Consider the following 24,436-nt stretch of genomic DNA (forward strand, 5'->3'; position numbering starts at 1 on the left):
CCCAATCAAGATCTGCCGGGTGAAAGAATGCAGGATATTAAACACTTTAATTAACCTAAGAAATATACCTGGTGCATAGTAACACAGGTGAGTTTTTGACAAATCTTATCTCATAACAGCTTAAGTGATCTAAAGTGTTTTAAAATATCAGGTTATGGTAACTTCATTGTGACTCAAGAACCGGAACCCTGTAAAAGTTTAAGCAAGTTCTATATCCAACAAACCAAAATGAATTGACCTTTACTTATTAGTTTTCAATGCATGAAGTGCTTTCATAGCATCTACAGCATCTTCTTTCGCAACAAAAATGTGATCATGAAAATAGGCAGCCACTACATTACAGCTGATATTCTCCAGTTTCAAGGCATTTGCAAAGGCAGCCGTAAGTCCTACAGCTTCCAGGGAGGAATGAATGTTCAGGGTAATCCACGAAGAAATATAGCTGTAATCCATATTCCACTCATCTGCAATGGTTCTTTCTAAAACAAGTGTAACAGCCTCAGTTTCCCGAAAGAAAAACTGAACCTTTTCAATATCCGGTATCCCGCTCAGATTTTCAATGGTACAGAACACATATTCTCCGGCATTTATTACCGGCTCCATATTCTGCAGTAAAACCGCTAAATCTTTTTCTCCTGACATTTTTTTGATACAAAACTAAGGTATAGATGGTATTTTCTATTTATCATTTGATAAAAAATAAAATTCATTGCCCCATTAATGACAGATGCTTATTTCTTGTCTTATGCAAAGAGTATTTAAAATTAATTGAGGTAATATTGTAAGGACTTACAAATAGTTTTCTGCAAACAAATATAAAAAACAACATCTATGGAAAATTATAGCAACAGCTTTGAAGTGAAAACGACTGCTGATAAAGCATATGAAGCTTTGACCAATCAAATTCCGCTTTGGTGGACTGAAATATTCGAAGGTTCATCAGGAAAGGCTGGCGGAGTATTTACGATAAGATTTGGAGATCATGTTCACAAAACAATGCGCGTAAAGGAATTAATTCCCAATTCAAAAGTAATCTGGTATGTTGAAGACTCTCTGATAGCCATTACAGACTTAAAAAACCAGACAGAATGGATGGGCACAACCATAGTTTGGGAAATAAAAGAAAAAAAAGATATGATTGTGCTTCAGCTTACCCACATCGGTCTTACGCCTGCTGTTGAATGTTACAATCTCTGTACTGATGGGTGGCGGCACTATATCAGCAGCCTAAAAGCTTTTCTGGAAACCGGAACAGGAAACCCACACACAAAATAAAGTTTTACCATCATTTTATTTCCATGACGATTATTCTATTTCGCGCCGGGAAGGATCATATATGATAATTTGTTTGTAAATTACGCACAAAACTAACCTCCTTCAGTAATCCATGAAAACTACTTCAGGCACGCAAGATCCATACGAAAAAGAAAGAAATCCATTTGTAAACTGCCATACCCATACTTTTACGGGAGATCATATTCCTCAATTTCTTGGTAAGAAACTTCTGCCGGCAGGTCTTGAGTTTATTCTCACCATAAGACTTATAATCGATTTCTTCAGGTGGTATTACCGGGTTCCTGCAAAATGGCAGTACAAACGCCCTTACAAAGCATGGCAGGCTTTCCGCTTTCGTGTAAAATGGTTTCTTCAGAAAGTCCCGTTTATTACCATTCCTATTGCAGTTGTACTTACACTGGATACCCTGCTGATTCTCTTCTTCGGGTATTTCGAAGGAAAATATCACGATGAAATGGGCTTTCAATATATTAAATGGCTGAATGATTTCATGCAAACGATCTATCTTCTTCCCCATCCAGATCATACTGTATTAAGGTTTCTGATTGTAATGGCTTTATTTTTACTCATCAAGTCCGGCAGAAAATTAATCATCTTTATTGCTAAAAGTTTGTTTCAGTTCCTGCGTATCCTTCCCGGGCCTGAAACGAAAGCTTATCTGAAGCGATATATCAGCATAGGCCGTTTTGCATTCCATAAAAGCCAAATGACCATATTCAGAATGCTGGAAAAACAATATCCTGTAGACTCCCGTTTTGTAGTTCTCCCTATGGATATGGATTATATGGATGCCGGCACTCCCAAATCCGGCTACATGAAACAACTTGAAGAACTGAAAAAACTCAGACGCACCAAACCTAAAACCTGTCTTCCTTTTGTATTTGCTGATCCCAGAAGAATAAAGGATGACACTAGTTATTTTGCCGAAATTAAAAACTGTATCGTTCATGAAGAATTCCGAGGGATTAAAACCTATCCGGCCCTTGGATACTATCCTTTCGATAAAGATATTCTACCCCTGATGCTGTGGGCCTGTGAAAATCAAATACCAGTACTGAATCACTGTATCAGAGGAACCATTTATTACCGCGGTAACAAAAAGAAGGAATGGAACAGCCACCCCGTATTCAGGCAGTCAACCGGAGAAAAAGGAAAAAGTGAGCCGCTGGCCCTGTATGAAATCAATAACAGTAACTTTTCTACCAATTTCACCCATCCTCTCAATTATCTTTGCCTGTTGAATGAAGATTACCTGAAACGGCTTCTTGAACATTATAATGATAAGTCCTTATATTCTCTTTTTGGTTATGCAGGTAAAAATCTTCCACTTGCCAGGAACCTTCACGAGCTTAAAATCTGTTTCGGGCATTTCGGGGGTGAAGATGAATGGACAAAATATATGGAACGTGACAGATTCCTTTCTGAAAATGGGTTTACCAATCCTGTAGGAAAAGGAATCAATTTCATTCCTACTGCATTGGAAAATTCCTGGCGGTATAATTCCTGGTTTTCCATTATTTACAGTCTGATGCTGCAGTATCCCAATGTATATGCTGACATCAGTTATATTCTTCATGATGAGAATATTTTTCCCCTTTTGAAATCATTACTTAAAAAAGACAGCCGAATCAGTGACCGTATTCTGTACGGCAGTGACTTTTACGTAGTCCGAAGCCAGAAAAGTGATAAGCAAATGTGGGCGGATACCTCAGGGAGATTAACTGATCTTGAACTGGAACTTATTACCAGAGATAATCCAAGAAAATTTTTATACAATCATATTCATCAGTATGTTAAGTAATAAAAGTACAGATTCAACTATTAAAAAAGATATCTCACATCTATGGTGTTCCCTTTCACGCTAATCGGGATTTGACACTCAAAACAAAAAGGAGGCTTATTGCCTCCCTTTTTTGTAATAATAACCTTTCAATTGAACTTCTCTATTTGTTTTTGTGTTTTTTTTATCTTAATTATCATTTGGTCTTTTTTATCAAGAAGATCCTAAGGTCATTGATACACTTCTATATTTATTTCATCATTTGCATTTTACGTAATTATAGTTCATTATTTTTATGGCTATAATTATTTGTGTTTTTTAATAAAATTTAAAACAAAAAAAAGTTTTTTTTATGAACTTAATACCTTTTTTTCATTTGGTAAATTTTATACTACAAAGTAACAACATTACGGAATAAAATTACGCACAAACCCCATCGATAGCTATCGATAGCTTTATAGATATTTATCGATAAAGCTATTTTTTTGCACTAAGAAAGTGTATAAAGTACTTTAGACACCTTAAATTTTATGGTGGATTTTGACAAGATCAATCAGCTCAACAATGTTTTCTATTTTTAATTTCTCAAAGATATTTTTTTTGATCGTACTGACAGTATTTTGCTTTATGTCTAACGTATTCGCAATTTCCAGATTCCCATATCCTTCTGCATACATTGCGGCAATTTCCATTTCTCTTTTAGTTAAACTGGTCAGAGGATTCATCAGGTTTGGATTGTAAATAAACTGTACCAGTAAATTTCGGGAAATATCAGAAAAAAATTCACCTTTCTGTATAAAAGTACTAAGGGCTTCTCTTATTTCATCTTCTTCACTTAATTTGCTCAGATATCCGTTGGCCCCTGCTTTGATAAATTTAAGGGCATGCAGCTCTTCTTCAAGTCCCGTAAAAATTAAAATCTTAATATCCGGGTTCAGAGCTTTCATTTGCGGAAGAATGTGCAGACTGTTTCCCTCCGGAAAATGGGCGTCAATAATCGCCATCTCTATTCCTTTAGATTCCACGAGTTCTATGACCTGCTGCAAAGAGGATGTGTGATAAATTGTAGCTTTCGGAACAATATCATTGATGACGATCTCCATTCCCTGTCTTACAATACTATGATCATCTGCTAAAAGAAATACGATTTCTTTATTTTCAGTTGGTACTTCCATTCTTATTAATATTTAAATTGATCCTGAATATTATTTTGGTTCCTTTATGCAGCTTGCTGGAAATTGAAATCTCACCATCGAAAAGGTCAACAATTTCTTTTACCAGATTAAGACCCAGGCCTGCTCCCAGGTTATCCACCTCATCAGAAACCATTCCCTGATAGTACGGGTCAAAGATTTTACCAAGATCTGATTCTGAAATTCCTACTCCGGTATCTGCTATTGTCGTAATGAGTGAAATATTGTTTTTATCAACAGGCTCGGTGAGCATTGTAAGATCAATCTGCCCATTTTCTGTAAACTTGTTGGCATTCCCGAGAATGTTCATAAATATCTGGTTGATCCTTATATTATCAGAAAATACGACTACATTTTCGGGAATTCTGTCGGTAATAACAAACTTATTATTCCGGGTTTCGAGATAAGGAGTGATCACTTTCACGATAGAACCAATCTCATCTTTAAGATTAAAAACACTTTGTATCAGTCTTTTTTCTGCATCCTGATTTTTTGTATATTCCAGAATCTGGTTAGACTGCAGCAGTAAGGTGCTGTTGGTAAATTTTATCGATTTAAGATAATCCTTTATCGTTTCATCTTCGGTAGATCTGTAGATCTTATCAATAAATATATTAATGATTTTGAGCGGGGATCTCAGATCATGGCTCAGCATTCCCAATATCCTGTTTTTGAAATTGAGGTTCTTTTTAATTTCTTCATTGGCAGCGTTCAGCTTGCGTTCATAGATGAAAGCCACTCTTGTAAAGTACATAATCAGAATAGATACGATGAACATCAAAACCATTAATCCAAGTACCAGATAAGTTCTGATCTTATTATTATCTGAACTTTGCTGGTTATACTCTTTCTCCAGTTCTGATTTAAAATCCTTAATAGCACTTTCATATACTTCTATCAGTCCGTTACTGTATATCAACAACTTACTGAAATTACTGTAAAACTGCATATTATCCCTTTGATTCTGAACAGCATACAACTGAACTTTCTTTACTTCAGCCGCGTAATGCTTGTCCATAGACTTTATGGTATTGTCCATTTTCGACTTTACCTGAGAAAGATCTATCGTTTTATTATTCGTTAAAGTGATCACCGTGCTTTCCTTCTGAACATTCACTTTTCCGGTAACTGCATCTTTTAAACGCCCGAAAAAGCCCTTTTTCTTAATGGTGTCAGCATAGGTATGCGTTTGTACGTTGAAATCCTCAAAATCATTTTTATACTTCTCCGGCTCAAACTTTTTGTCCTGAATTTTTGCAGGAGGGTTCAGAGAAGATTGATACACTGAATCAATTAGTGTTTTCAGCTTGGCAGTCTGAAGCGTATCTTTTATATGCTGGGCCAGGTTTTTTTTCAGCCTAGGACTGGTATTTTCATAGTCATTAATCTTATCAAAATTAATCTTAAGATTTTTCAGTGACTGAAAATAAGATTGCAGATCCTTATCATCCTGAGTCACCATATATTTCTGGAAGTGATTCTGGGCATCCATGAAATCTTTTCTTGAGTTATCCGTTAATTTCCCTAACGCCCGGCTGTCTTCCAGCTGATTTTTGATAAACTCCAGCTTCTTCCCATTTACAAATTCGTTGTAGAAAAAGATGGCAATAATAACCTGTATCAATAAAATACATATGATCAATGAGTAATGAACAACTTTCCTCAATTTAAAATTTAAGAATTTATTTTTCATATCTATTTGTCAGCTAAATTAATTTCCTGATTAACTTGGTTTTATCTGTTATTAGTTTTTTTATGATATACTATTATTATCAAAAACTTAGCAATAAGTATATCCCTTACAATTTACAAAGTTAAAGTAATTTTCGGCTTCTTTATAATACTAAATATCAGGCAAAATCAATGAAATCCAATGCTACTCTGTACCAAAATGCTTTTACAACTTTAAAATTCCATCAAGTGTGAGGAAATTTCACTGATTAGCTGCAAAAACCGGGATTGCAAAAAATATTTCAGATGATCTTCAGATTCATCATGACGAGCATAGTCTCCTTATTCCTGGCTACTTCCCACACTCCATCTTTTCTTAGTAATTCTCAGACTTTTTGGTGGGCAGCCACCACTATCGGCATTGCTGGAGCTTGAAATAAAAAATTCATAATTGATAATTGATAATTGATAATTGATAAATGAAATATATTGTTAAAAAAAATAAATAACCTCTGATAAACAAACAATAACCGCCCACGTCGCAGAAACCGGAAAAGAAAAGCAGGAAAAGCATCTAACAACTATAAAATCTAAGCATTGATACTATATTCTATTTTCATATCGCAGTTATAAGTATTTTCTATTTCTCATCGGAAATCCTGAAGTGATATTTTGCTAACTTGTCTCTTTAAAATAGTAAGGAGACATTAAGCCTTTACAGAAAACAGGATCCGGCTAAAAACACTTATAAACTTTAGTTCAGGACATCATTCTAACACATTTAACAGCAAAACAGCTTCATCATCTTATGACCAATAAAGATTTTAATTCTCAGAGAGGTTTTACATTCAGTAAACATGTACCGGAAGAATTATCGAATTTTGACAGGGTCTTTGATATTTTCAAAGATCTGCTTACCCATACGTCCGGTGATATTGAAGAAGCCTTCGAATGGCTTGATATGCTCGACAAAGAGTATGATATCTTCAGTGATGAATATACCATTCAGGATTTTGAGGAAGATTTAAAAAAACGAGGATATATCAAGGAAGAGGAACCGGAGGATGGAAATTCAGGACTGGGAAAGGGCAAAAATATTTTGACACCCAAACTGGAATCAGCCTTGCGTGAATACGCTTTAGACCAGATTTTCGGGCAGCTGAAAAAAAATGGCGCCGGAAACCACCGCACTACAAAAACAGGAATTGGTGATGAAAGGGATGGTGAAAACCGCTCTTATCAATATGGAGATGACCTGTCTGCCGTGAATATGACGGAAAGTTTAAAAAACGCACAGGTCAATAATGGGATTTCTGATCTGCATCTCACAGAAGACGACCTTATCATAGAAGAAACCAAACACAAAGCACAGATGAGCACAGTCCTGATGATAGACATCAGCCACTCCATGATTTTATATGGTGAAGACCGAATCACACCCGCTAAAAAGGTAGCCATGGCCCTGGTTGAATTAATCAAGCGAAAATATCCCAAAGATTCCATAGATATTATTGTATTTGGAAACGAAGCCTGGCCCATCAAAATCAAAGACCTTCCCTACTTAAAAGTAGGCCCTTATCATACCAATACCGTGGCGGGTCTGGAACTGGCTATGGATATTCTTCGCAGAAAAAGAAATACCAACAAGCAGATTTTCATGATTACCGATGGAAAACCAAGCTGTATTCAGCTTCCTACCGGAGAGTTTTACATGAACAGCTACGGGCTGGATGATATCATTGTTAACCAATGCCTTAACAGAGCGGCACAGGCCAGGAAGCTAAAAATCCCTATTACCACCTTTATGATTGCTCAGGACCCTTATCTGCGACAGTTTGTAGAAGCATTTACTGCTCAAAATAAAGGGAAAGCATTTCTGACAGGCCTATCAGGGCTGGGACAAATGATTTTTGAAGATTACGAGAAAAACAGAATAAAGAGAATATAAAAGAAAATGAAAAACGATATTACATTCAAAGAATTAAAAGACTCCGGTTATACCCATAAAACGATCAATGAAGAGATCCAGGCTAATTTAATTTCAAAAATTAAAGCTAAAGAACCTGTATTTGAAGGACTTTGGGGTTATGAAGACACTGTAATTCCTCAATTGAAAAAAGCAATGCTAGCGGGACATCATATCAACCTTCTGGGCTTACGCGGACAGGCGAAAACCAGAATTGCAAGAAGTATGGTAGATCTGCTGGATGAATATATGCCTATTGTAAAAGGATCCGAAATTAATGACAGCCCCTTCCACCCTATTTCAAAATTTGCCAAAGATCTCCTTCAGGAACTGGGTGACGAAACCCCTGTTTCATGGGTACACCGCTCCAGCCGTTTCTTTGAAAAACTGGCTACTCCTGATGTGAATGTTGCCGATCTGATTGGAGATATAGATCCTATCAAAGCTGCCACCCTAAAGCTTCCTTATTCTGATGAGCGTGTTTTGCATTACGGAATGATCCCCCGTGCCAACCGTTCTATATTTGTATTGAATGAACTTCCTGATTTACAGGCAAGAATTCAGGTTTCTTTATTTAATATTCTGCAGGAAGGAGATGTCCAGATCCGTGGTTTTCAATTGAGAATGCCTTTGGATATTCAGTTTGTCTTTACAGCTAATCCGGAAGATTATACCAACAGAGGAAGTATTGTAACTCCTTTGAAAGACAGAATCGGGTCACAGATTTTCACCCATTATCCAAAAACGATTGCTCTTGCGAGAAAAATCACAGAACAGGAAGCACTTATTTCTCCTGAAGATAAAGAACAGATACAAATTCCTGATCTGGCGAAAGACCTTTTGGAAGAGGTTTCTTTTGCAGCACGTATCAGCGAATATGTAGATGCAAAAAGCGGTGTGAGTGCGCGTCTGACGATAAGTGCGATGGAGAATTTAATAGCTGCGGCAAAATTACGTCTTATAGAATCAGGGGTGAAAAGTACCAGCGTCCGTTTACTGGATTTCATATCGATTATCCCTTCTATTACAGGAAAAATTGAACTTGTATATGAAGGTGAGCAGGAAGGAGCAGATTATGTAGCGAAAATACTGATCGACAAAGCGGTAATGACTCAATTTGAAACCCTGTTTCCACGTATATCCAAACTGGAAAAAGAAGGAATAAAAACTCCATATACTGATCTGGTAAGATGGTTCAACAAAAACCACCTTGAGCTTAACTATAATGATACTGATGAAGAATTCTATGCTAAACTCAATAAGATTGCTCCGCTTACAACAGTAATTGAAGAAAATGTTTCTGAACTGAGCAAAGAAGACCAAAATTTCTGTAAAGAATTAGTTTTATGGGCATTAACCATCAGCAACAAAATTGATAAATCTGAACATCAGAATACTTTCACTTTTGATTCTCCAGGGATTGGCCAGTTTTTGCGTAACTAAATCATACTCTCAAAATCTGATTTGATTCTCAATAAAAATATAATCCTCCGGTTATCCGAAGGATTATATTTTTATTAAAAAAACTACTTACAGGTAATTGGTATTTCCATTTTTTTCATTGATTTTCTCCCTGGAATTCATTGATTTTATACCGCCTATCCTCTGCGAAAGAGTACAGATAGGTATCCTTATTTTTTCTAAAAAGGGGAAAATAATTTTACAAACCTTTACGAAAAGCAGTTGGTGTATTTCCTGTATGTTTTTTAAAAGCGGTATGAAAGGAAGATTTTGAATTAAACCCAACTTCATATAGGATTTCCAGGATAGTTACCTTAGTTTTTGTCTCATCTTTTAAAATATTCATGGCATAATGAATACGGTAGCTATTAATGAAATCATAAAAATGCTGTCCCAACTGATGATTGATTAAAACCGATAATTCCCGGGTGGGGATTTCAATCGAATTCGAAACATCCTGAATAGTCAGAGAAGGATCAAGAAAAGGTTTTTCTTCAGCCATATATTTTTTTAATTTCAATATATCTTCATTATACTTCTCTTCAGTGAGTACCGGCTGCTCATTGTTTTTTTCTTCGGAAACAATATCGACAACAAGTTTTAAGTTTGAATCTATATTTCTGAATAAATCCGGATTATTTAAAGCTTTGAACAGATACCAGCATACCATCAGCACCTGAAATAATACAAGTCCTAATTTTATCCCTTCTGAAACAGAAGGGTAATCTGAAAATTTAAATATGTTTTTTAAAAGGGCTATCAAGTACAGAACACACAATACAACTGTAAACTGAAACAGCCAGTGATAGGAACTGATATGAGTCCCTGCATAGTTTTCAAGATAAAGTTTCTTGGATTTTCTCAGCAGCAAAAAAATGGCAATCATATAGATTATGATTTGCAGATGTATTACAATATGATTGAATTTTAGCTCTATCCTGTTTTGCCGGGTTTCAATAAAATCAATTTTGGAAGCAGCATCCACTAAATAAAAATTGGGTAATAAAACAATATTTGCAATCAAAAACGGGATCAGATGAAATAGATACTGAGGTTTAAGTTTAAAATCGGAATAACATACAGATAACACATACAGATAAAAAACAGGAATCTGCAAGAAAGCAAATGTACTTCTAAACATTCCCAGATTAGAAGGAAAATAAACGACTTTGTTAAATAAAGGTTCACTTATATCAATCGCAATTATAATCAGGAAAACAGCAAAAAGAGCATTACTCAACTTATGATTTGTCTTAGCGGTCAGCAAAAAAAAGACTAGAAATAGTGAAATGAACAGCGAGATTATTGTGATAATAAATAATACATTCATCTTATACGTTTTATTCTTTTGCTTATTTCAATTTACGAAATCAGTCTCTGGATACAGCAATGATCTGAGCGTGAAACTGAACTGCACAAATATAGAAATTAGCAGGGATTTGTATTCATATTTTGAATGAAAAAACGAAGGCCAAGGCTATTACTACTAATAAGTGTAGTAAATATTATTAACCACCACATTTTCCTTCATTAGCCTACTCCATTCAACAGGCAATCACAGAAGGAGTGATCACAGACCACTCCCCTTTTTTCTCGGAGCTTTTTATTTTAATAAGTCCAGACAGGTTTTATCGCAAAGATCAAAAGCTGTTTAGCCCATTTAATTATTATAACGACAATATTCAACGGGTTTAAAAATAGTATAAAAGCACCATATTAAAGTGAAAATAATGAATCATACTAAAAAATTAAAATTTCAAGAAATAAAATACTAAAAAAAATTGGTCTGCTCAAATCAATATCGTAATATTGCAATATACAAATAAAACAACCTGATTTATAAAAAGCGAGCAGGTAATCACGCTATTAATGTTCCTGTTAGCTAATTAATCGCAATATAACGATGTTAAAATCATCAATTAATTTTAAAAATTACATTTATTATGAAATTATCTGAAATTAAAGAAATTCTACCCTCTCTGGAAAATGTTGAATTTCAGTTGGAACACGGAACTTTTGTACCCGAACATTTTCATGTTACAGAAGTAGGGCAAATCTATAAAAACTTCATAGATTGTGGCGGGGTCATCCGAAAGGAGAGATGGATAAACTTTCAGCTATGGGATGCAGACGATTATGAACACCGTCTGAAACCTGCGAAACTTCTTCATATCATTCAATTATCGGAAGAAAAACTGGGTATTGAGGACGCAGAAATTGAAGTAGAATACCAAGATACAATAGGTAAATATGATCTGGATTTTAATGGTAAAAATTTTGTCCTGAGGAACAAAACTACTGCCTGTCTTGCTCAGGATGCCTGCGGAATTCCTTCTGAAAAGCTAAAGAAAAATGTATCAGAATTTACTGGTGATAAATCCTCGCACTGTACTCCGAATTCAGGATGCTGCTAATTCAGATATTAAGTTATAGCCTGAAAAAAGCGGGAATACCTGAATGAATTGATAAATACCTCATCATACATTCAGGAATAAACAAGCCCTAGAATCTTTTGATTCTAGGGCTTGTTGGCGGAGAAAACCATAAAACTGATTGAATTTGTTTTCTTTAAAATAAGAACGTTAACACCGCCTCTTATCCGAACTCACTTTAATTATTTTTTAATGATTTTTCTGACAATCGTCTTTCCCTGTGAATTTTTTAATATTATCGTGTAGATTCCGGCATTTAAATTTGATACATTTATTTCCTCATTTCCTTTTTTAAGACTTCCGGTCAATAAAAAACGGCCTTCCGTATTATATAGACTATATGAACCATTTTCTTCTGACACTATCCGCAAACTACTGTTTATGAGCGTTTCAGGAATATTTGCGAAAGAATTCTTATTCTTTTTCACTTCATCCACCGTCAATGTTGCATTTGGATCATATCTGTAGGTAATGGTAACCGGAGTTCCGTATTCCGTATTTAAATTATTTACAAGGTAATATTTTATAACATAATCAATAGGATAAGCTCCGCTTCCGGCATTAGAATTCCACATATTGTAACCGGTAGAGGGCGTTTCTGAGTTAGCCGCAATATTAATTGGCAAACTTGTATTTGACGGATATACAGCGTTAGCTGCTACAGAGGGCAGACAGGTACTAAGATAGCAGAATTGAAAACCACTTCCCGCTGCATTCTGAATACTCATGATCTTTATACGAACTTTTACAGAAGAGGCAGATGTATTTTTAATTTTATAATGAAGAGTTGCGACATCCTCATCTGTTGAATTATAGGTAAAAACCTGACCGTCAGCAATTGGCGTTCCGTCATCTTTTGCCAATGCAATCTGTGCCTGACTCCATGAGCACATGAAGCTACATACTAATAAGAAAATATTTTTTTTCATAAGTTTAAATATTAAGAAATCAGGAAAACCAAAAATTTGAGCTTTCCTGATTTGAGTTTAAGTTTGTTATTTTATAATTAATTTTTGAGTTTTAGACTTTGATTTCTTTTCTATTATAGAAACCATATAGACCCCTTTGCTTAATGCCTGAACAGAAACGGGGCTGTCCGGAATGACATTAGACTTCTCTAAAACAAGTTTTCCTGAAGCGTCATAAAACCTTAGATCAACGTTCTGATTTGCCTGCACTTTGATGTAATCTGCAGCTGGATTAGGATATATTGTAAGATAGTTTGCATTGGTTTCTGCATCATTTGTACCTAAACTACTCAATATAAAAGAACGTGCATTCACAACTTCACCTGTACCGGCATCCAGTAGAAGTACTACTGCTTTTATTTTGCCCATATTGTATGTTGGAGGGATAGTTGCATTAAAAGTATAGATTACATTCTGTCCATCTGTAAGAGTAGTCGGAATTGATCCTGCCTGCCCTGTATAACCTCCTAACAGCATTCTTCCTACATGATTGTATTCCATTTGTGCTGCAGGAACCGGATTAGGTAAGCCTTCAAAACCTCCCATGGGTCCATATGCATTGTTTGCATAATAATTGGTTTGTTTATAACCCGCAATTGTACCTTTTACTCCATCTTCTATTAAAACTACAGCAAATCTGAAGTTGGCATTAGTAAAATTAGTTCTGAATGTAGCCGATGCATTAAAAGTAAGCTGATCTCCTGATAAAGATGCCGAGCCATCCAGCTGAGCCGGAACTACAATATTTTTTCTCTCGTTAACATAAGAGGTCATGTCAGTAGTACTTACTGATTCACCTAAAAAGACTCTATCTACATTCATTCCCGGAAATCCGGAAAATGCTGCCCCTGTATTATATGCAGCGACCTCCATAGGATCATTGTTATGTACTGCAATTCCTATAAAATTATCAGGAAAATTGATGTCCATATAATTCATTGCAACCGTACCCCTTGGGCACCATCCGCACCATGTACCGGTCCCTTCTTCTATCAGAACTTTTTTAGTAGAATTCTGACTTACGGTGTTGAAGGTTGTGGTAAGGCTGTTATCCGCAGGAGTAGCATCTGCTGCACCATTAACCTGCGTAACAGTAACATCAATATTTTTATCTACAACTGATGAATAATTTACAGAAACAGGATGATTGACAATTGTTTCCTCCCCTGAAGCCAAAGGAACGGCTAATGCTATTGTGGAAATATGATCTGCTGTCCCGTCATTCCAGTTAACAGTGATGTTATTAATAGTTTCTGTACCATTATTCGTCACTGTTGCTTTAATAGTATAATCTGAATTAGTCACCCCATACCGATCTAAAGACACTTTTTTCAGAGCAATATCTTTATCTGCAATAGTTTTCACCTCAACATTGTCTACAACTAAATAAAATTGATCATTACAATCATAATGTCTGAATGAAACATAAACCTGCTGTCCGATAAAAGATGTAAGATCGATTGATCTTTTTTGGAAACCGCCTGCTGCAACTGTTTCTGTAAAAACAGGGCTACTAGCTGTTATCACTCCTGAGTTATTAGAAGTCGTAACATATACTGAGTACTTCTCCTCAGGATAATCTATATGTGTTGCCAGATCATACTTCAGAAAAACGTTAGATGCACTAACCGTGCCCAGGTTGATTAACGGTGAAGTGACAAGATTATCAGGCGTTACTCCTGCGTTGATAGCACTTATATAAGAGAAAGAAACCAGTGATCCTGTCCCAAAATCCGGATTTATAGATGAAACGTTCATATTACTCCATTGATAAGTATCTCCATCAATGTCTGTACTTACCCACCCGTTGAGTCCCGGGGTGTTAAAGTTCTGACTGTAGTAAGTCTGTGATTGGTATAATCCAAATAGAAAAATACCAATAATAAATAAAATCTTTTTCATGTAATTTTGATTTTTAGAGTGTTAAAATATTTTATAAAAATTCGTAACTGTTATTTGTTCCTATTTTTTCTTCTCTAACATTCAATACACTTCCATTTTCATCCAGTATCATAATAATTACTTTCAAATGTTCAGGATTGAATCCGGATAAGATGTTATATTGGAATGATCTTATATATTCGTTCGAGATTACCGTTTGTGAATCAGGAATAGGATCTCCGGTTACAGATCCCAGTTTATTTCGTAAGACATTATGGTGGGTGTAATTATAAATTGTACTGCCACCACCATAAAGCGTTCCGATATAGTTTTTTTGATTATGTACCAATTCATCTTCCACAATAAAGGCTGCAATCTTAAGATTTTTAAGATTTTCCGTAAAGAAGACCCTGGCCTCTATATTTACTTTGTTTCCGGAAATCGTAGAATTCATCTTAATCCCTATTCTACTGTAAGCCTTAATCTGACTGAGCGGAAGTGACATATCTGTATAATTGGAATCATATACCCAAACAATATTCCTATTGATAAACATACCTGGCCATTCTGTGATATTTTTCAGCACCTCCATCTCTGTACTCGTTGCATTAGCCCAGGGATCAGTAGTTCCTTCCGGGCCATGAATCCCCATAAAAACATAATCTCCTGTCTGCAAAGACAAATTATCATGTCTTGCCAATGCTATTGTGCAGTATCCGCACCAGGTCCCCGTAAAATCTTCATATAAAATCCTATGCTTAAAGGCAACCCCTTCATTTACTACAGAATTTACTGAAATAGGATTTACAGGCAGATCTTTATAAGTTGCTTTTACATTGTAGGTTCCTTTTTCAAGGGGAGTATAGGTATTTCCATTTATAAGCTGGTTATTGACATATATTTTACTTTGTGATGTTACATCACTGCTAAGGTTGTCTTTTACTTTAAAAGTAAATGTCTTTCCCAGTAATTTTTCATTTCCGCCTTCAGAGGAGACAGAAATATACGTCACCGCTGAATTTCCTTCATCGCTCTCATTCCCTTTACAGGAGCAGAGTAACAAAAAAATAAAAATCACACTATGAAGAAATAATAAGCTTTTTTTCATGTTTATATAAAATTTTAAATTAAAACTTTAAGTTTTTACGATTTTAAGAAAGTCAATACAATTAAATGGTTAATAATTTACTTTTAAAATATATTAAAAATTCAATAAAAACACATTTTAATTACATTTAATTCAGTAAATATATACAATTATACAATATACTATAATAAATATTACATATATTTGAAAATAAAATTTTACAATATGAGGAAAATATTATCTCTTTCATTACTCCTGACTCTTAGCTTTTGCTATTCTCAAGAAATCCCAAATGTTTCCATCAGCAATCTGGATGGCGAAAAAATAAATGTTTCAAAAATGGATTCCTCAGAACCTGTAGTAATGAGCTTCTGGGCAACATGGTGCCTGCCCTGTATGGAAGAACTCAGCACGATTAATGATAAATATGATGCCTGGCAAAAGGAAGCAAACTTTAAGATGTATGCAGTATCTACAGATGATGCGCGCACCACTTCAAAGGTAAAAACCGTCATAAAAAGTAAAGGATGGCCTTACCGCATATTACTAGATCCCAATCAAACATTAAAAAGAGCTTTAAATATCAACAGTATCCCCTATATGATACTAATTCATAAAGGAAAAATAGTCTATTCCCATGTTGGATATTCTGCCGGAGATGAGGATGAACTGATTGCAAAAATCAAAGAATGTAATAGTAATAATTAATTATTTTCCTATGCAGAATAAATTAATTACCGGAACACTCTTACTTTTTAGTGTTAAAATATTTTGTCAGCTGACCGTTAATCTGGAATCTAATTCTCAGTATTATATTGATGATAATAAAATTAAGCTTACTGAAAAAGAAGCAGCTCAAAGATTCAGGTCCAACAACTATCTGAACGCAAGTTATAAAATCAAGGATTTCACTCTTGGTGCACAGCTGGAATCTTACGAACCGGATGCATTACTTAATTACAATCCGGCTTTTAAAAAAACAAATTTAGGTACTTATTACATCAATTATTCCAATGAAAAATCTGGTATAGATGCAACTATTGGGCATTTTTATGAACAGTTCGGAAGCGGATTAGCGTTACGCCTGTGGGAAGATAAACAGCTTGGGATCGCCAATTCTCTTTTAGGAGGAAGGATAAAATATACAGATCCTGCACAGATTATAACATTGAAAGCCCTCCTTGGAAAACAACGATCCGGGTTCGGATTAACAAACGGCCTCATTGGAGGATTGGACGCTGAAGTAAGACTTGATTCTCTAATGAAAATAAAAAAGCTGAGAACAAGTACCGGCTTTAGTTATGTCACTAAAAATGAAGACAATAAAACAAACATTATATATCCGAAAAATGTAAGCATTTACGGAAGTCGCCTAAAAATGGAATACTCCAAATTTTCCCTGGAATTCGAATATTTATACAAGACCAAAGACAACATAAAGCAAGTCACTACTTTGGATCCCAATAACATCTTTTCAGGAAATGCTTACTACCTTAATCTATCTTACGCAACAAATAATTTTGGAATTATCGCCAATCTCAGAAGATTAGAAAATTTTAGTTTGTATTCCCAAAGAGATCAGATCGGAAACATTTATAACAATGCAATTCTGAACTATATCCCTGCACTTACCAAACAGTTTGATTACAGTTTAGCCAATATATATGTTTATCAGGCACAGCCGCAACTTACTTTTCTGTCGCAAAAAAAAGCTGGAGAAATCGGTTCACAATTTGACGTTTTTTATAAAATAAAAAAAGAAACATTACTGGGAGGTAAATACGGAACGGATCTGTCTCTGAATATTTCTAATTGGTACGGTTTAAAAGGCAAATACCGTTCTTATATCAATGATGATCAGAATTACGAAACAGACTTCTTAAAATTAGGAGAAAAATACTATTCTGACCAAAGCTTAGATATCAGAACACGATTGAAGGAGAACTGGAAAATTGCTCTTGTTTTCATTAATCAATATTACAATACTTACCGTACAGAAGAAACAACCGGTGAAGTAAAAGCTCAAACCGTTGTTTTGGATAATATCTACAGGTTCAGTAAAAGTTCTATGAAGTTAGAATTACAGCACCAGTGGGCAGACGGTTATCATGGTAACTGGATGGCAGGCTTGGCAGAATACAATTTCAAAAAAAATTGGTCTGTATTCATCAACAACCTTTATAATTACGGGAATCCTGAAAAGGAAAAACAGATTCATTATTATACAGCAGGACTTGTTTTCAGGAAAAATAGTACCAGAATTCAGGCTTCCTACGGAAGACAGCGTGGAGGATTGTTATGTGTAGGAGGAGTCTGCAGATTCGTACCCGAAAGTGCCGGATTTTCTCTTGGCATAAGTACTAACTATTAGAGTAGATATGGATTTGATTATTAAAGGTTCATCATCCAAACTTCCATTCAGTAAGCTTTATGTAGTATGGTTAACTTCTGATCTCATTTTATAAGACCATTAAAACTAACAACAGAACATAAAAAAGCATCATTAATATCAATGATGCTTTTTGCTCTTGCGGAGAGAGGGATTAAATACCATTTCGACATTGTTCGGATTGTCATCAGTAAGTATTATTTGAAGTGGAGCTTCTCCAACCTCTAGCACCAAATATGTATTGGCATCTTCTCTTTTAATTGTTGCTTTTTTAGTTTCCATATATTTTTCCTCTTTCTCCGAAGGCTTCTTTACCACCTTCTAATGTTTTCATACTTATCCCTTTCCAGTTTAGCTCAGGTTTTTAAACCATAAATACACTTTAGTGAATTTGAAAATGGGTTTCCTGTTAATGTAAATTTTGCAGCAGATCCCAGAGATACTGCAGCCAAAATAGTTGAATTGGCAAAAAATCCACGGAAAGATTTATTTCCAGATACTGCTTCTATGCTCTTAAAGAATGTTTATGGTGCATTTCCTAAACCTATCATGAATATAGCCTCCACAGGAATGCGATTGATGATGAAGATTAAAAAAGCCTCTTCTGATGACAGAAATGTTTTATATCAATCATCAGAACCTCATAGGATTTATGGCGAAACCATGTTTCCGGCTCCCTCAAAGAAAACTAAAATGGCAGTGTTGGCGGGTGTTAGTTTAGGATTAGCATATATGCTATTCACCAACAGATCTTCAAATAAAGATTTGTTATAGAAAAAACTAAGTCACAAAAATATCCTTCGATTTGAAAGATATTTTTTGTTACTGATCTCAACGTTTTATTCTTCATTTAGTTTGAGATTCCCTGGTAATTGCCATCTATTTAAAACAAAAACGCTCTCTATTCGTCAGGATTTTATTGTTTGTATATTTTTCCACTCATAACAGCTAAAGAGGAATATTTCTACTGAATTACAAAATCTTTTGTGCTTGAGGTGTGTGCCGAGAAATATCCTAAAGCACCATTGCTGATATTACTTGGCGGATTGGAAGGCGTAACACCACCTCCATTTTCTCCCGTAATTTGAAGAAGCGCACTGTAGAACGTAAAGATATTGTTATCAATACTCTGCATTTCAACGTGGATGGTATCGCCTACTACCACTTTAACGGCGTCAGCATCATCGCTGTCATCATTAGGAAGAAATAAAGATCGTTGATTAGGTAACCCATTATTCACGTTATCTGAAAATACATTGAATGTCTTTTTAGGTTTATTATTAACCGTAAACCTAAACAGATAACGGTTTCCTAACGCTATAGGATCTGTAAAAATAGGTAGAAGCGTATATGTTGTTACGCCTCCAAAAACAAATGAATCCTGCGTAAGTCCTTCAAAAGACACCACGGCAGGCATCGTGCTTTGTGCAGTATACTGCTTTCCTTCAGCCTGTACTTTCATCGTATAGGTTCTTCCTGTTACCGCCGTAAAAGCATTCGTCTGGTATTTTCCGTCACCTACGTAATGCAAGGTTTCAGTTTGTCCTGTGTTATCACTTAAAATAACCTGAGCATCTGCAATTGCAGGATATTGGTTATTTTGAGTAAAAGCCACCGATTTTGTAATTCTTACCGTGTGTGGTCCTGCTTGATTAGTGATATTTCCTTCAATAACGATGGTTCCGCTTTTATCGTCTAGATCGAGGTCGATTTCTTTTTCACAAGACGTTAATGCCAACAGGGATAATATAATAAAAAATGTATTCTTCATGATTTAAAATTTGAAATTGTAAGTGATGTTAGGTACCCAACGGAATAATGAGGTCTGCATAGCGCGCGTTGTTCCTGGATTGTTCGGATTATCTTCAAACGTAATGGTATAAGCATTTTCACGACCGTACACATTGTAAATCCCGAATGACCAAGAGCCTTTGAAACGTTTGTTAGAATCCGGTTCATACGTGGCACTTAAATCCATTCTGTGATACGCAGGCATTCTGTCTGCATTTCTGTTGCTGTACTGGAATATTGTTTGTCCGTTCAACTCATACTTTCCTGTTGGAAAAGTAACGGCATTTCCTGTACTGTAAAGGAATAATCCTGAAACCGACCACTTTTTATTCACTTCATATGTTGCAACGATAGAAAGGTCATGGGTTTTATCCATTCTTGCATTGTACCATTCATTATCGTTAATGCCATCAATTTTTCTTTCGGTTTTAGATAATGTGTAAGAAATCCAACCGGTTAATTTTCCGCTTTTCTTTTTCGCTATTAATTCTAAACCATACGCTCTTCCTTTACCAAAAAGTAATTCACTTTCTACATCGGCAGCGGTATCAAATGAGATTTGAGCCCCATTTTTAAAGTCGATTTGATTTTGCATTGATTTATAATAAATCTCTGCATTCACTTCGTAATTGTTATTCTTAAAGTTTCTGCTGTATCCTGCACTTATCTGATCTGCAATTTCAGGCTTCACCGTATAACTGCTTCCAATCCACTGATCGGTAGGGTTTCCGCTGCTGCTGTTGCTTAAAAGGTGTAAGTTTTGTGTATTTCGAGAATATCCTCCCTTAATACTGCTAACTTCATTGATTCTGTAATTCGCTGTAATTCTTGGTTCAAGATTTACATAGGTTTTTCCAAATTTTCCTTTTTCTAAAAATCGACTGTCGGTAAGATTTCCGTTTTCGTACGTATTAAATGTATCGCCTCCTAAAACACTGAAACCGGAAAGTCTTAATCCATAATTAACGGTTAACTTTTCAGTTGCTTTAAAATCATCATTGATGTACACTGCGTTTTCCCATGATTTTCTCGGATTTCTTGGAAAACTGCTCACGCTCGTTCCCGAAGCACTGCTCGGCGTAATGTTATGATAAATAGACTGCAGACCAAAACGAACAGAATGCTTATTTCCTGCAAACCAAGTGAAATCCTGTTTCAGGTTCCAGTCTTGAATTTTTGAATTTAAACCAAAGGTATTATCATTGCTTTCCAGACTGATCTTATAATCATAATCACTGTAAATCAATGACGTATTAGAGAATAATTTGCTATTGATAATACTGTTCCATCGTAACGTTCCTGTTGTATTTCCCCAATCTGTTGCAAAGGTCTTCCCTATTCCCAACACATCTCTTCCAAAATATCCTGATAAATAAAGACGGTTATTTTCGTTGATCTGATAATTGGCTTTTAAATTAAGATCATAAAAGTATAACTTGCTGTCTTTAAAATCGTCCGTTCCTCTCAGAAAAAGATCGGCATACGTTCTTCTTCCTGAAACTATGAATGACGATTTTTCCTTTTGAATAGGCCCTTCCACACTCAGCCTGCTGCTGATTAAACCAATTCCTCCATTGACGTTATAATCTTTATTATTTCCGTCCTTCATTTTAACATCCATTACCGAAGAAAGTCGTCCTCCGTACTGAGCTGGACTGTTTCCTTTGATAATACTTGCATCTTTCAAGGCATCACTGTTAAACGTACTGAAGAATCCCAATAAATGCGAAGCGTTATAAACAGGCGCTTCATCTAGTAATATTAGGTTCTGGTCTGTTGCTCCTCCTCTAACGCTGAATCCGCTGCTTCCTTCCCCATTGCTTTTAATCCCCGGCAATAACTGGATGGTTTTCATCACATCCTTTTCACCGAATAAAACAGGAAGTTTCTCTATGTTTTTAATGCTTAATGTTTCCGTACCCATTTGAGCAGTCGAAAGATTTTTATCTTTTTTTACTCCGGAGATAATAACTTCATCAATATTCGCTATTCTTTCATTTTTATCTTCCTGATTTAAAGGAAGGTCCAGCTTAATATTTTGATCTACTTTTATATACTGTTCGAAATCTTTGTAGCCGGGATATGAAATAATCATTTTATAATTTCCCTCAGGCAATGATAGAGAATAGAATCCGTATTCATTAGCTACCACGTTAATCGAAGGATCTTCAGCTACTTTTACCGTCACCCCGACGAGTAATTCCCCATTTTTTTGGTCTTTTACCGTTCCGCTTACCGAGTATTTTTGCTGCGCTACAGCTAAAGTACTGAAACAGAGCGCAGCTGAGGCAGCCGCGATTTTAAAAAAAGATGTTTGCATTCAGTTTATTGTTTAATGTAGTAGAGTTTTCTTTATAGTGATTTTGGTTTATGTACAATAAACTTCAATCCGTGATTTTATTGCATTTTATTTTTTTAAGTTGCATTTGTAGGTAGAAGTTTTTGTTATTCCATTTTCGGTTTTTGTATATGTATTTTGTGCTTCTAATTTTTTAATATCAGATTCGCTTTTATCACAAAATACAATGGTAGAAGAACTTGATCCTATCATTGTATCATTTTCTTTTACCTCATAGGTCTGTTGCTTGCATTCATAGCATGTGTCATCATTATCTTTTGTACAAGAGGTTATTATTACTGTAGAAGCAATAGTTAAAAAGCTTAAAAATTTCATTATTATTTTTATTTAAAAGAGTAAATAGAATATTTTTGGATTACTATTCATCCCATCATAGTATTGTTTTATTTTCTTTTGAATAGCATGTTTTGAAAAAAGTTGAAGTGTCTATCTTCAACATATTGCTAATGGTTGCTTTATATTTAACGGTTAAATGTTTCTGTTTTTCTGAAAAGGTTTGATAACAGAGGCGGTAAATAAGAGAAAGCTTAAAACGGCAAAAAATGTTCTTAGTACATTAATAGACTGCCACCTGCTGATGATTGCTTGCCAATTATGAGGAGTGTTGTCTTTTGTCCATACCATAATTTGGTTATTAATTGGTACCTCAAATAGGATAGTGAGGAGTAGAGCAAAAATAAAAAACATCAGGCTGAATATTTTAAAATAAAACCATTTTTGTTTTTTTACCGGATACATATAAATCGTAATACTTATAAGTATTATCGTTGCAATGGAAAGAATACGCATCGGGACTGCAAGATTATGAACAATATTTTTTGCAATAGTTATTATTTCTGTTAACGAAAATTGGTCAAAAGATCTGCTGAGTGAAAAATAGTTTCCCCAAAAAACACCTACCGTCAGTAGTAAAAAAAACAATCCTACATATTGCACTACTTTCAATATTGAATTTTTAATATTGTTTTTCATTTGGTAGAATGCGTGTTCGAAATCTTTATGAATTCTGTCATCAGCGATGCTTGTTTCTGTTTGTATAGGCTTGGTGTATGCATTCATTTTTTTTTCATAATCACTAATAGCGGCTTCAATAGAATGAAATTGATTATCCGTTAGATTGTTAGTAAGCAATAAGGCATCCTTTAATCCCATATTTACTCCCATTCCTCCAAATGGTGTCATTGCATGAGCCGCATCTCCAGCCAACGTCACCTTTTCGGTTTGGTTTTTCTTTTTATAGTTTGTATTGAAAACACGGAGAGGAAAACCTTTATATTCATTGGATGCATTGAAAAGTTCATGATACAAAGGATTCCAATCTTTAAAAATTTTAAAAAGAAATTGATTGACTGAGTCAACATTTGTATAGTTTAATTTTATATCAAGAAGCCATTGTTCAGTCTTTCTAAATGAAATGTAAAAACAAGCACTCCCGTCACTGCGGTTTTGTAAGAATATCGTTTTCTTGTCCTGAACACATGCCAAGTTATTTTTCCTGATGATTTCATATAGTTTTGGACAATCTTTTTCCAAATTCTTTATTTCTCCTTGTATAACATAAGTCCCTGTTTCTTCAGGTAACTCATCTGTAACAAATTTTCTTGCTTTGGAACGGCTTCCATCTGTTGCTATCACTATATCTGCTGTCTCTGATAGACCATTCTCAAATTTTAATTCGTAAGCACTCTCTATTTTTGAGATACTTTTTAGATTAGCATTCCAAATCACAGTATTGTCCAGTAAACTTTCTAATAAAATTTTACGAAGTATGGGCCTGTCGATTTCTGGTTTAGATTTATCAGGGCTTATTGTTATAAGCAATTTTCCATTCAGATCAATAGAGCACATTCCTGTGGGTTTTGAATTCTCAAATAATTTCTGTAATAATCCAGCTGCTAAAAATGTTTTTTGCCCCGTATTTTTATGGATATCAAGAGTCCCTCCCGAAACTCTTGCTAATGAATTAATATCACGCTCATAAACTTTAACATCAGCTCCTTTTATTTGGAGAAGTCTAGCAATAGTTAATCCCACAGGTCCTCCGCCAATTATAGCTATTCTTTTGTTGTTCAATAATGAATTTTTCATGCCTGAAATATTTATAAGTACAAAATTATAATAACTAATGTGGTTAAAATAACTACATTTGGTCTATTAATAGT

The 24,436-nt window shown here is 35.0% G+C and carries 20 protein-coding genes; 8 read left to right on the forward strand and 12 right to left on the reverse strand.

Annotation, left to right across the window (positions count from 1 at the left end):
* Positions 1-240: 240 nt before the first annotated feature.
* Positions 241-642: an ACT domain-containing protein gene (locus tag AC27VX_RS09310; RefSeq protein WP_236858708.1), complete on the reverse strand. Its 402-nt coding sequence runs from the start codon at positions 640-642 to the stop codon at positions 241-243.
* 189 nt (positions 643-831) lie between these two features.
* On the opposite strand from AC27VX_RS09310, the gene AC27VX_RS09315 reads away from it, so the two are divergent.
* Positions 832-1,275, forward strand: coding sequence for an SRPBCC family protein (locus AC27VX_RS09315; RefSeq protein WP_488695227.1), 444 nt, complete (start codon positions 832-834; stop codon positions 1,273-1,275).
* A 112-nt stretch (positions 1,276-1,387) separates the two neighbouring features.
* Positions 1,388-3,097 carry an amidohydrolase family protein gene (locus tag AC27VX_RS09320; RefSeq protein WP_488695229.1) on the forward strand — a complete coding sequence of 570 codons (1,710 nt, stop codon included), beginning with the start codon at positions 1,388-1,390 and terminating at the stop codon, positions 3,095-3,097.
* 500 nt (positions 3,098-3,597) lie between these two features.
* On the opposite strand, the gene AC27VX_RS09325 is transcribed toward AC27VX_RS09320, so the two are convergent.
* Together AC27VX_RS09325 and AC27VX_RS09330 are read right to left on the reverse strand one after the other, a co-directional pair.
* Positions 3,598-4,251: a response regulator gene (locus AC27VX_RS09325; protein WP_488695231.1), complete on the reverse strand. Its 654-nt coding sequence runs from the start codon at positions 4,249-4,251 to the stop codon at positions 3,598-3,600.
* Positions 4,235-5,893 (reverse strand): sensor histidine kinase, encoded by a 1,659-nt coding sequence (locus AC27VX_RS09330; protein WP_488695233.1) that lies wholly within the window; start codon positions 5,891-5,893, stop codon positions 4,235-4,237. The genes AC27VX_RS09325 and AC27VX_RS09330 overlap by 17 nt, the downstream gene beginning before the upstream one ends.
* A gap of 855 nt (positions 5,894-6,748) precedes the next feature.
* On the opposite strand from AC27VX_RS09330, the gene AC27VX_RS09335 reads away from it, so the two are divergent.
* Positions 6,749-7,888 (forward strand): vWA domain-containing protein, encoded by a 1,140-nt coding sequence (locus AC27VX_RS09335; RefSeq protein ID WP_300691542.1) that lies wholly within the window; start codon positions 6,749-6,751, stop codon positions 7,886-7,888.
* Positions 7,889-7,894: 6 nt separating this feature from the next.
* A complete protein-coding gene (locus tag AC27VX_RS09340) occupies positions 7,895-9,349 on the forward strand; it encodes a sigma 54-interacting transcriptional regulator (protein WP_236858702.1) in 1,455 nt (484 codons plus the stop codon).
* 217 nt (positions 9,350-9,566) lie between these two features.
* Here the strand turns inward: AC27VX_RS09340 and AC27VX_RS09345 are convergent, their stop codons facing one another.
* Complete coding sequence (locus AC27VX_RS09345; RefSeq protein WP_488695236.1) at positions 9,567-10,697, reverse strand: helix-turn-helix domain-containing protein; 1,131 nt, start codon at positions 10,695-10,697, stop codon at positions 9,567-9,569.
* A gap of 613 nt (positions 10,698-11,310) precedes the next feature.
* Between AC27VX_RS09345 and AC27VX_RS09350 the strand changes: the two genes are divergently transcribed.
* Positions 11,311-11,781: a DUF6428 family protein gene (locus AC27VX_RS09350; RefSeq protein WP_488695238.1), complete on the forward strand. Its 471-nt coding sequence runs from the start codon at positions 11,311-11,313 to the stop codon at positions 11,779-11,781.
* Between the two features lie 200 nt (positions 11,782-11,981).
* On the opposite strand, the gene AC27VX_RS09355 is transcribed toward AC27VX_RS09350, so the two are convergent.
* From AC27VX_RS09355 to AC27VX_RS09365, 3 genes are all read right to left on the reverse strand, one after another.
* Entirely contained in the window at positions 11,982-12,728 is a 747-nt protein-coding gene (locus AC27VX_RS09355; RefSeq protein WP_488695240.1) for a T9SS type A sorting domain-containing protein, read from the reverse strand.
* A gap of 66 nt (positions 12,729-12,794) precedes the next feature.
* Positions 12,795-14,669 carry a choice-of-anchor J domain-containing protein gene (locus AC27VX_RS09360; RefSeq protein WP_488695242.1) on the reverse strand — a complete coding sequence of 625 codons (1,875 nt, stop codon included), beginning with the start codon at positions 14,667-14,669 and terminating at the stop codon, positions 12,795-12,797.
* Positions 14,670-14,700: 31 nt separating this feature from the next.
* Entirely contained in the window at positions 14,701-15,756 is a 1,056-nt protein-coding gene (locus tag AC27VX_RS09365; RefSeq protein WP_488695244.1) for an Omp28-related outer membrane protein, read from the reverse strand.
* A 204-nt stretch (positions 15,757-15,960) separates the two neighbouring features.
* Here AC27VX_RS09365 and AC27VX_RS09370 point away from each other — a divergent pair, with 204 nt between their 5' ends.
* Both AC27VX_RS09370 and AC27VX_RS09375 read left to right on the forward strand, forming a co-directional pair.
* Complete coding sequence (locus AC27VX_RS09370) at positions 15,961-16,443, forward strand: TlpA family protein disulfide reductase (RefSeq protein WP_236858696.1); 483 nt, start codon at positions 15,961-15,963, stop codon at positions 16,441-16,443.
* 10 nt (positions 16,444-16,453) lie between these two features.
* Entirely contained in the window at positions 16,454-18,106 is a 1,653-nt protein-coding gene (locus tag AC27VX_RS09375) for a DUF6029 family protein (protein WP_488695246.1), read from the forward strand.
* 138 nt (positions 18,107-18,244) lie between these two features.
* Here the strand turns inward: AC27VX_RS09375 and AC27VX_RS09380 are convergent, their stop codons facing one another.
* Entirely contained in the window at positions 18,245-18,442 is a 198-nt protein-coding gene (locus AC27VX_RS09380; RefSeq protein WP_488695248.1) for a hypothetical protein, read from the reverse strand.
* 144 nt (positions 18,443-18,586) lie between these two features.
* Between AC27VX_RS09380 and AC27VX_RS09385 the strand changes: the two genes are divergently transcribed.
* Positions 18,587-18,898: a hypothetical protein gene (locus tag AC27VX_RS09385; protein WP_236858693.1), complete on the forward strand. Its 312-nt coding sequence runs from the start codon at positions 18,587-18,589 to the stop codon at positions 18,896-18,898.
* A gap of 190 nt (positions 18,899-19,088) precedes the next feature.
* Here AC27VX_RS09385 and AC27VX_RS09390 read toward each other — a convergent pair whose 3' ends face one another.
* The 4 genes from AC27VX_RS09390 to AC27VX_RS09405 all read right to left on the reverse strand — a co-directional run bounded on the left by AC27VX_RS09390 (position 19,089) and on the right by AC27VX_RS09405 (position 24,362).
* A complete protein-coding gene (locus AC27VX_RS09390) occupies positions 19,089-19,895 on the reverse strand; it encodes a DUF4249 domain-containing protein (protein ID WP_488695250.1) in 807 nt (268 codons plus the stop codon).
* A 3-nt stretch (positions 19,896-19,898) separates the two neighbouring features.
* Positions 19,899-22,235 (reverse strand): TonB-dependent receptor, encoded by a 2,337-nt coding sequence (locus tag AC27VX_RS09395; protein ID WP_236858691.1) that lies wholly within the window; start codon positions 22,233-22,235, stop codon positions 19,899-19,901.
* An 87-nt stretch (positions 22,236-22,322) separates the two neighbouring features.
* Positions 22,323-22,589: a hypothetical protein gene (locus tag AC27VX_RS09400; RefSeq protein ID WP_236858690.1), complete on the reverse strand. Its 267-nt coding sequence runs from the start codon at positions 22,587-22,589 to the stop codon at positions 22,323-22,325.
* A gap of 153 nt (positions 22,590-22,742) precedes the next feature.
* Positions 22,743-24,362 carry an FAD-dependent monooxygenase gene (locus AC27VX_RS09405; RefSeq protein WP_488695253.1) on the reverse strand — a complete coding sequence of 540 codons (1,620 nt, stop codon included), beginning with the start codon at positions 24,360-24,362 and terminating at the stop codon, positions 22,743-22,745.
* Positions 24,363-24,436: the final 74 nt, after the last annotated feature.

Source organism: Chryseobacterium sp. 14P4.3.2, from assembly GCF_057799275.1.

Coding starts and splice junctions, on each gene's coding strand:
- AC27VX_RS09310 (WP_236858708.1), bottom strand. CDS start 642: ATGTCAGGAGAAAAAGATTTAGCGGTTTTACTGCAGAATATGGAGCCG.
- AC27VX_RS09315 (WP_488695227.1), top strand. CDS start 832: ATGGAAAATTATAGCAACAGCTTTGAAGTGAAAACGACTGCTGATAAA.
- AC27VX_RS09320 (WP_488695229.1), top strand. CDS start 1,388: ATGAAAACTACTTCAGGCACGCAAGATCCATACGAAAAAGAAAGAAAT.
- AC27VX_RS09325 (WP_488695231.1), bottom strand. CDS start 4,251: ATGGAAGTACCAACTGAAAATAAAGAAATCGTATTTCTTTTAGCAGAT.
- AC27VX_RS09335 (WP_300691542.1), top strand. CDS start 6,749: ATGACCAATAAAGATTTTAATTCTCAGAGAGGTTTTACATTCAGTAAA.
- AC27VX_RS09340 (WP_236858702.1), top strand. CDS start 7,895: ATGAAAAACGATATTACATTCAAAGAATTAAAAGACTCCGGTTATACC.
- AC27VX_RS09345 (WP_488695236.1), bottom strand. CDS start 10,697: ATGAATGTATTATTTATTATCACAATAATCTCGCTGTTCATTTCACTA.
- AC27VX_RS09350 (WP_488695238.1), top strand. CDS start 11,311: ATGAAATTATCTGAAATTAAAGAAATTCTACCCTCTCTGGAAAATGTT.
- AC27VX_RS09355 (WP_488695240.1), bottom strand. CDS start 12,728: ATGAAAAAAAATATTTTCTTATTAGTATGTAGCTTCATGTGCTCATGG.
- AC27VX_RS09360 (WP_488695242.1), bottom strand. CDS start 14,669: ATGAAAAAGATTTTATTTATTATTGGTATTTTTCTATTTGGATTATAC.
- AC27VX_RS09365 (WP_488695244.1), bottom strand. CDS start 15,756: ATGAAAAAAAGCTTATTATTTCTTCATAGTGTGATTTTTATTTTTTTG.
- AC27VX_RS09370 (WP_236858696.1), top strand. CDS start 15,961: ATGAGGAAAATATTATCTCTTTCATTACTCCTGACTCTTAGCTTTTGC.
- AC27VX_RS09375 (WP_488695246.1), top strand. CDS start 16,454: ATGCAGAATAAATTAATTACCGGAACACTCTTACTTTTTAGTGTTAAA.
- AC27VX_RS09390 (WP_488695250.1), bottom strand. CDS start 19,895: ATGAAGAATACATTTTTTATTATATTATCCCTGTTGGCATTAACGTCT.
- AC27VX_RS09395 (WP_236858691.1), bottom strand. CDS start 22,235: ATGCAAACATCTTTTTTTAAAATCGCGGCTGCCTCAGCTGCGCTCTGT.
- AC27VX_RS09400 (WP_236858690.1), bottom strand. CDS start 22,589: ATGAAATTTTTAAGCTTTTTAACTATTGCTTCTACAGTAATAATAACC.
- AC27VX_RS09405 (WP_488695253.1), bottom strand. CDS start 24,362: ATGAAAAATTCATTATTGAACAACAAAAGAATAGCTATAATTGGCGGA.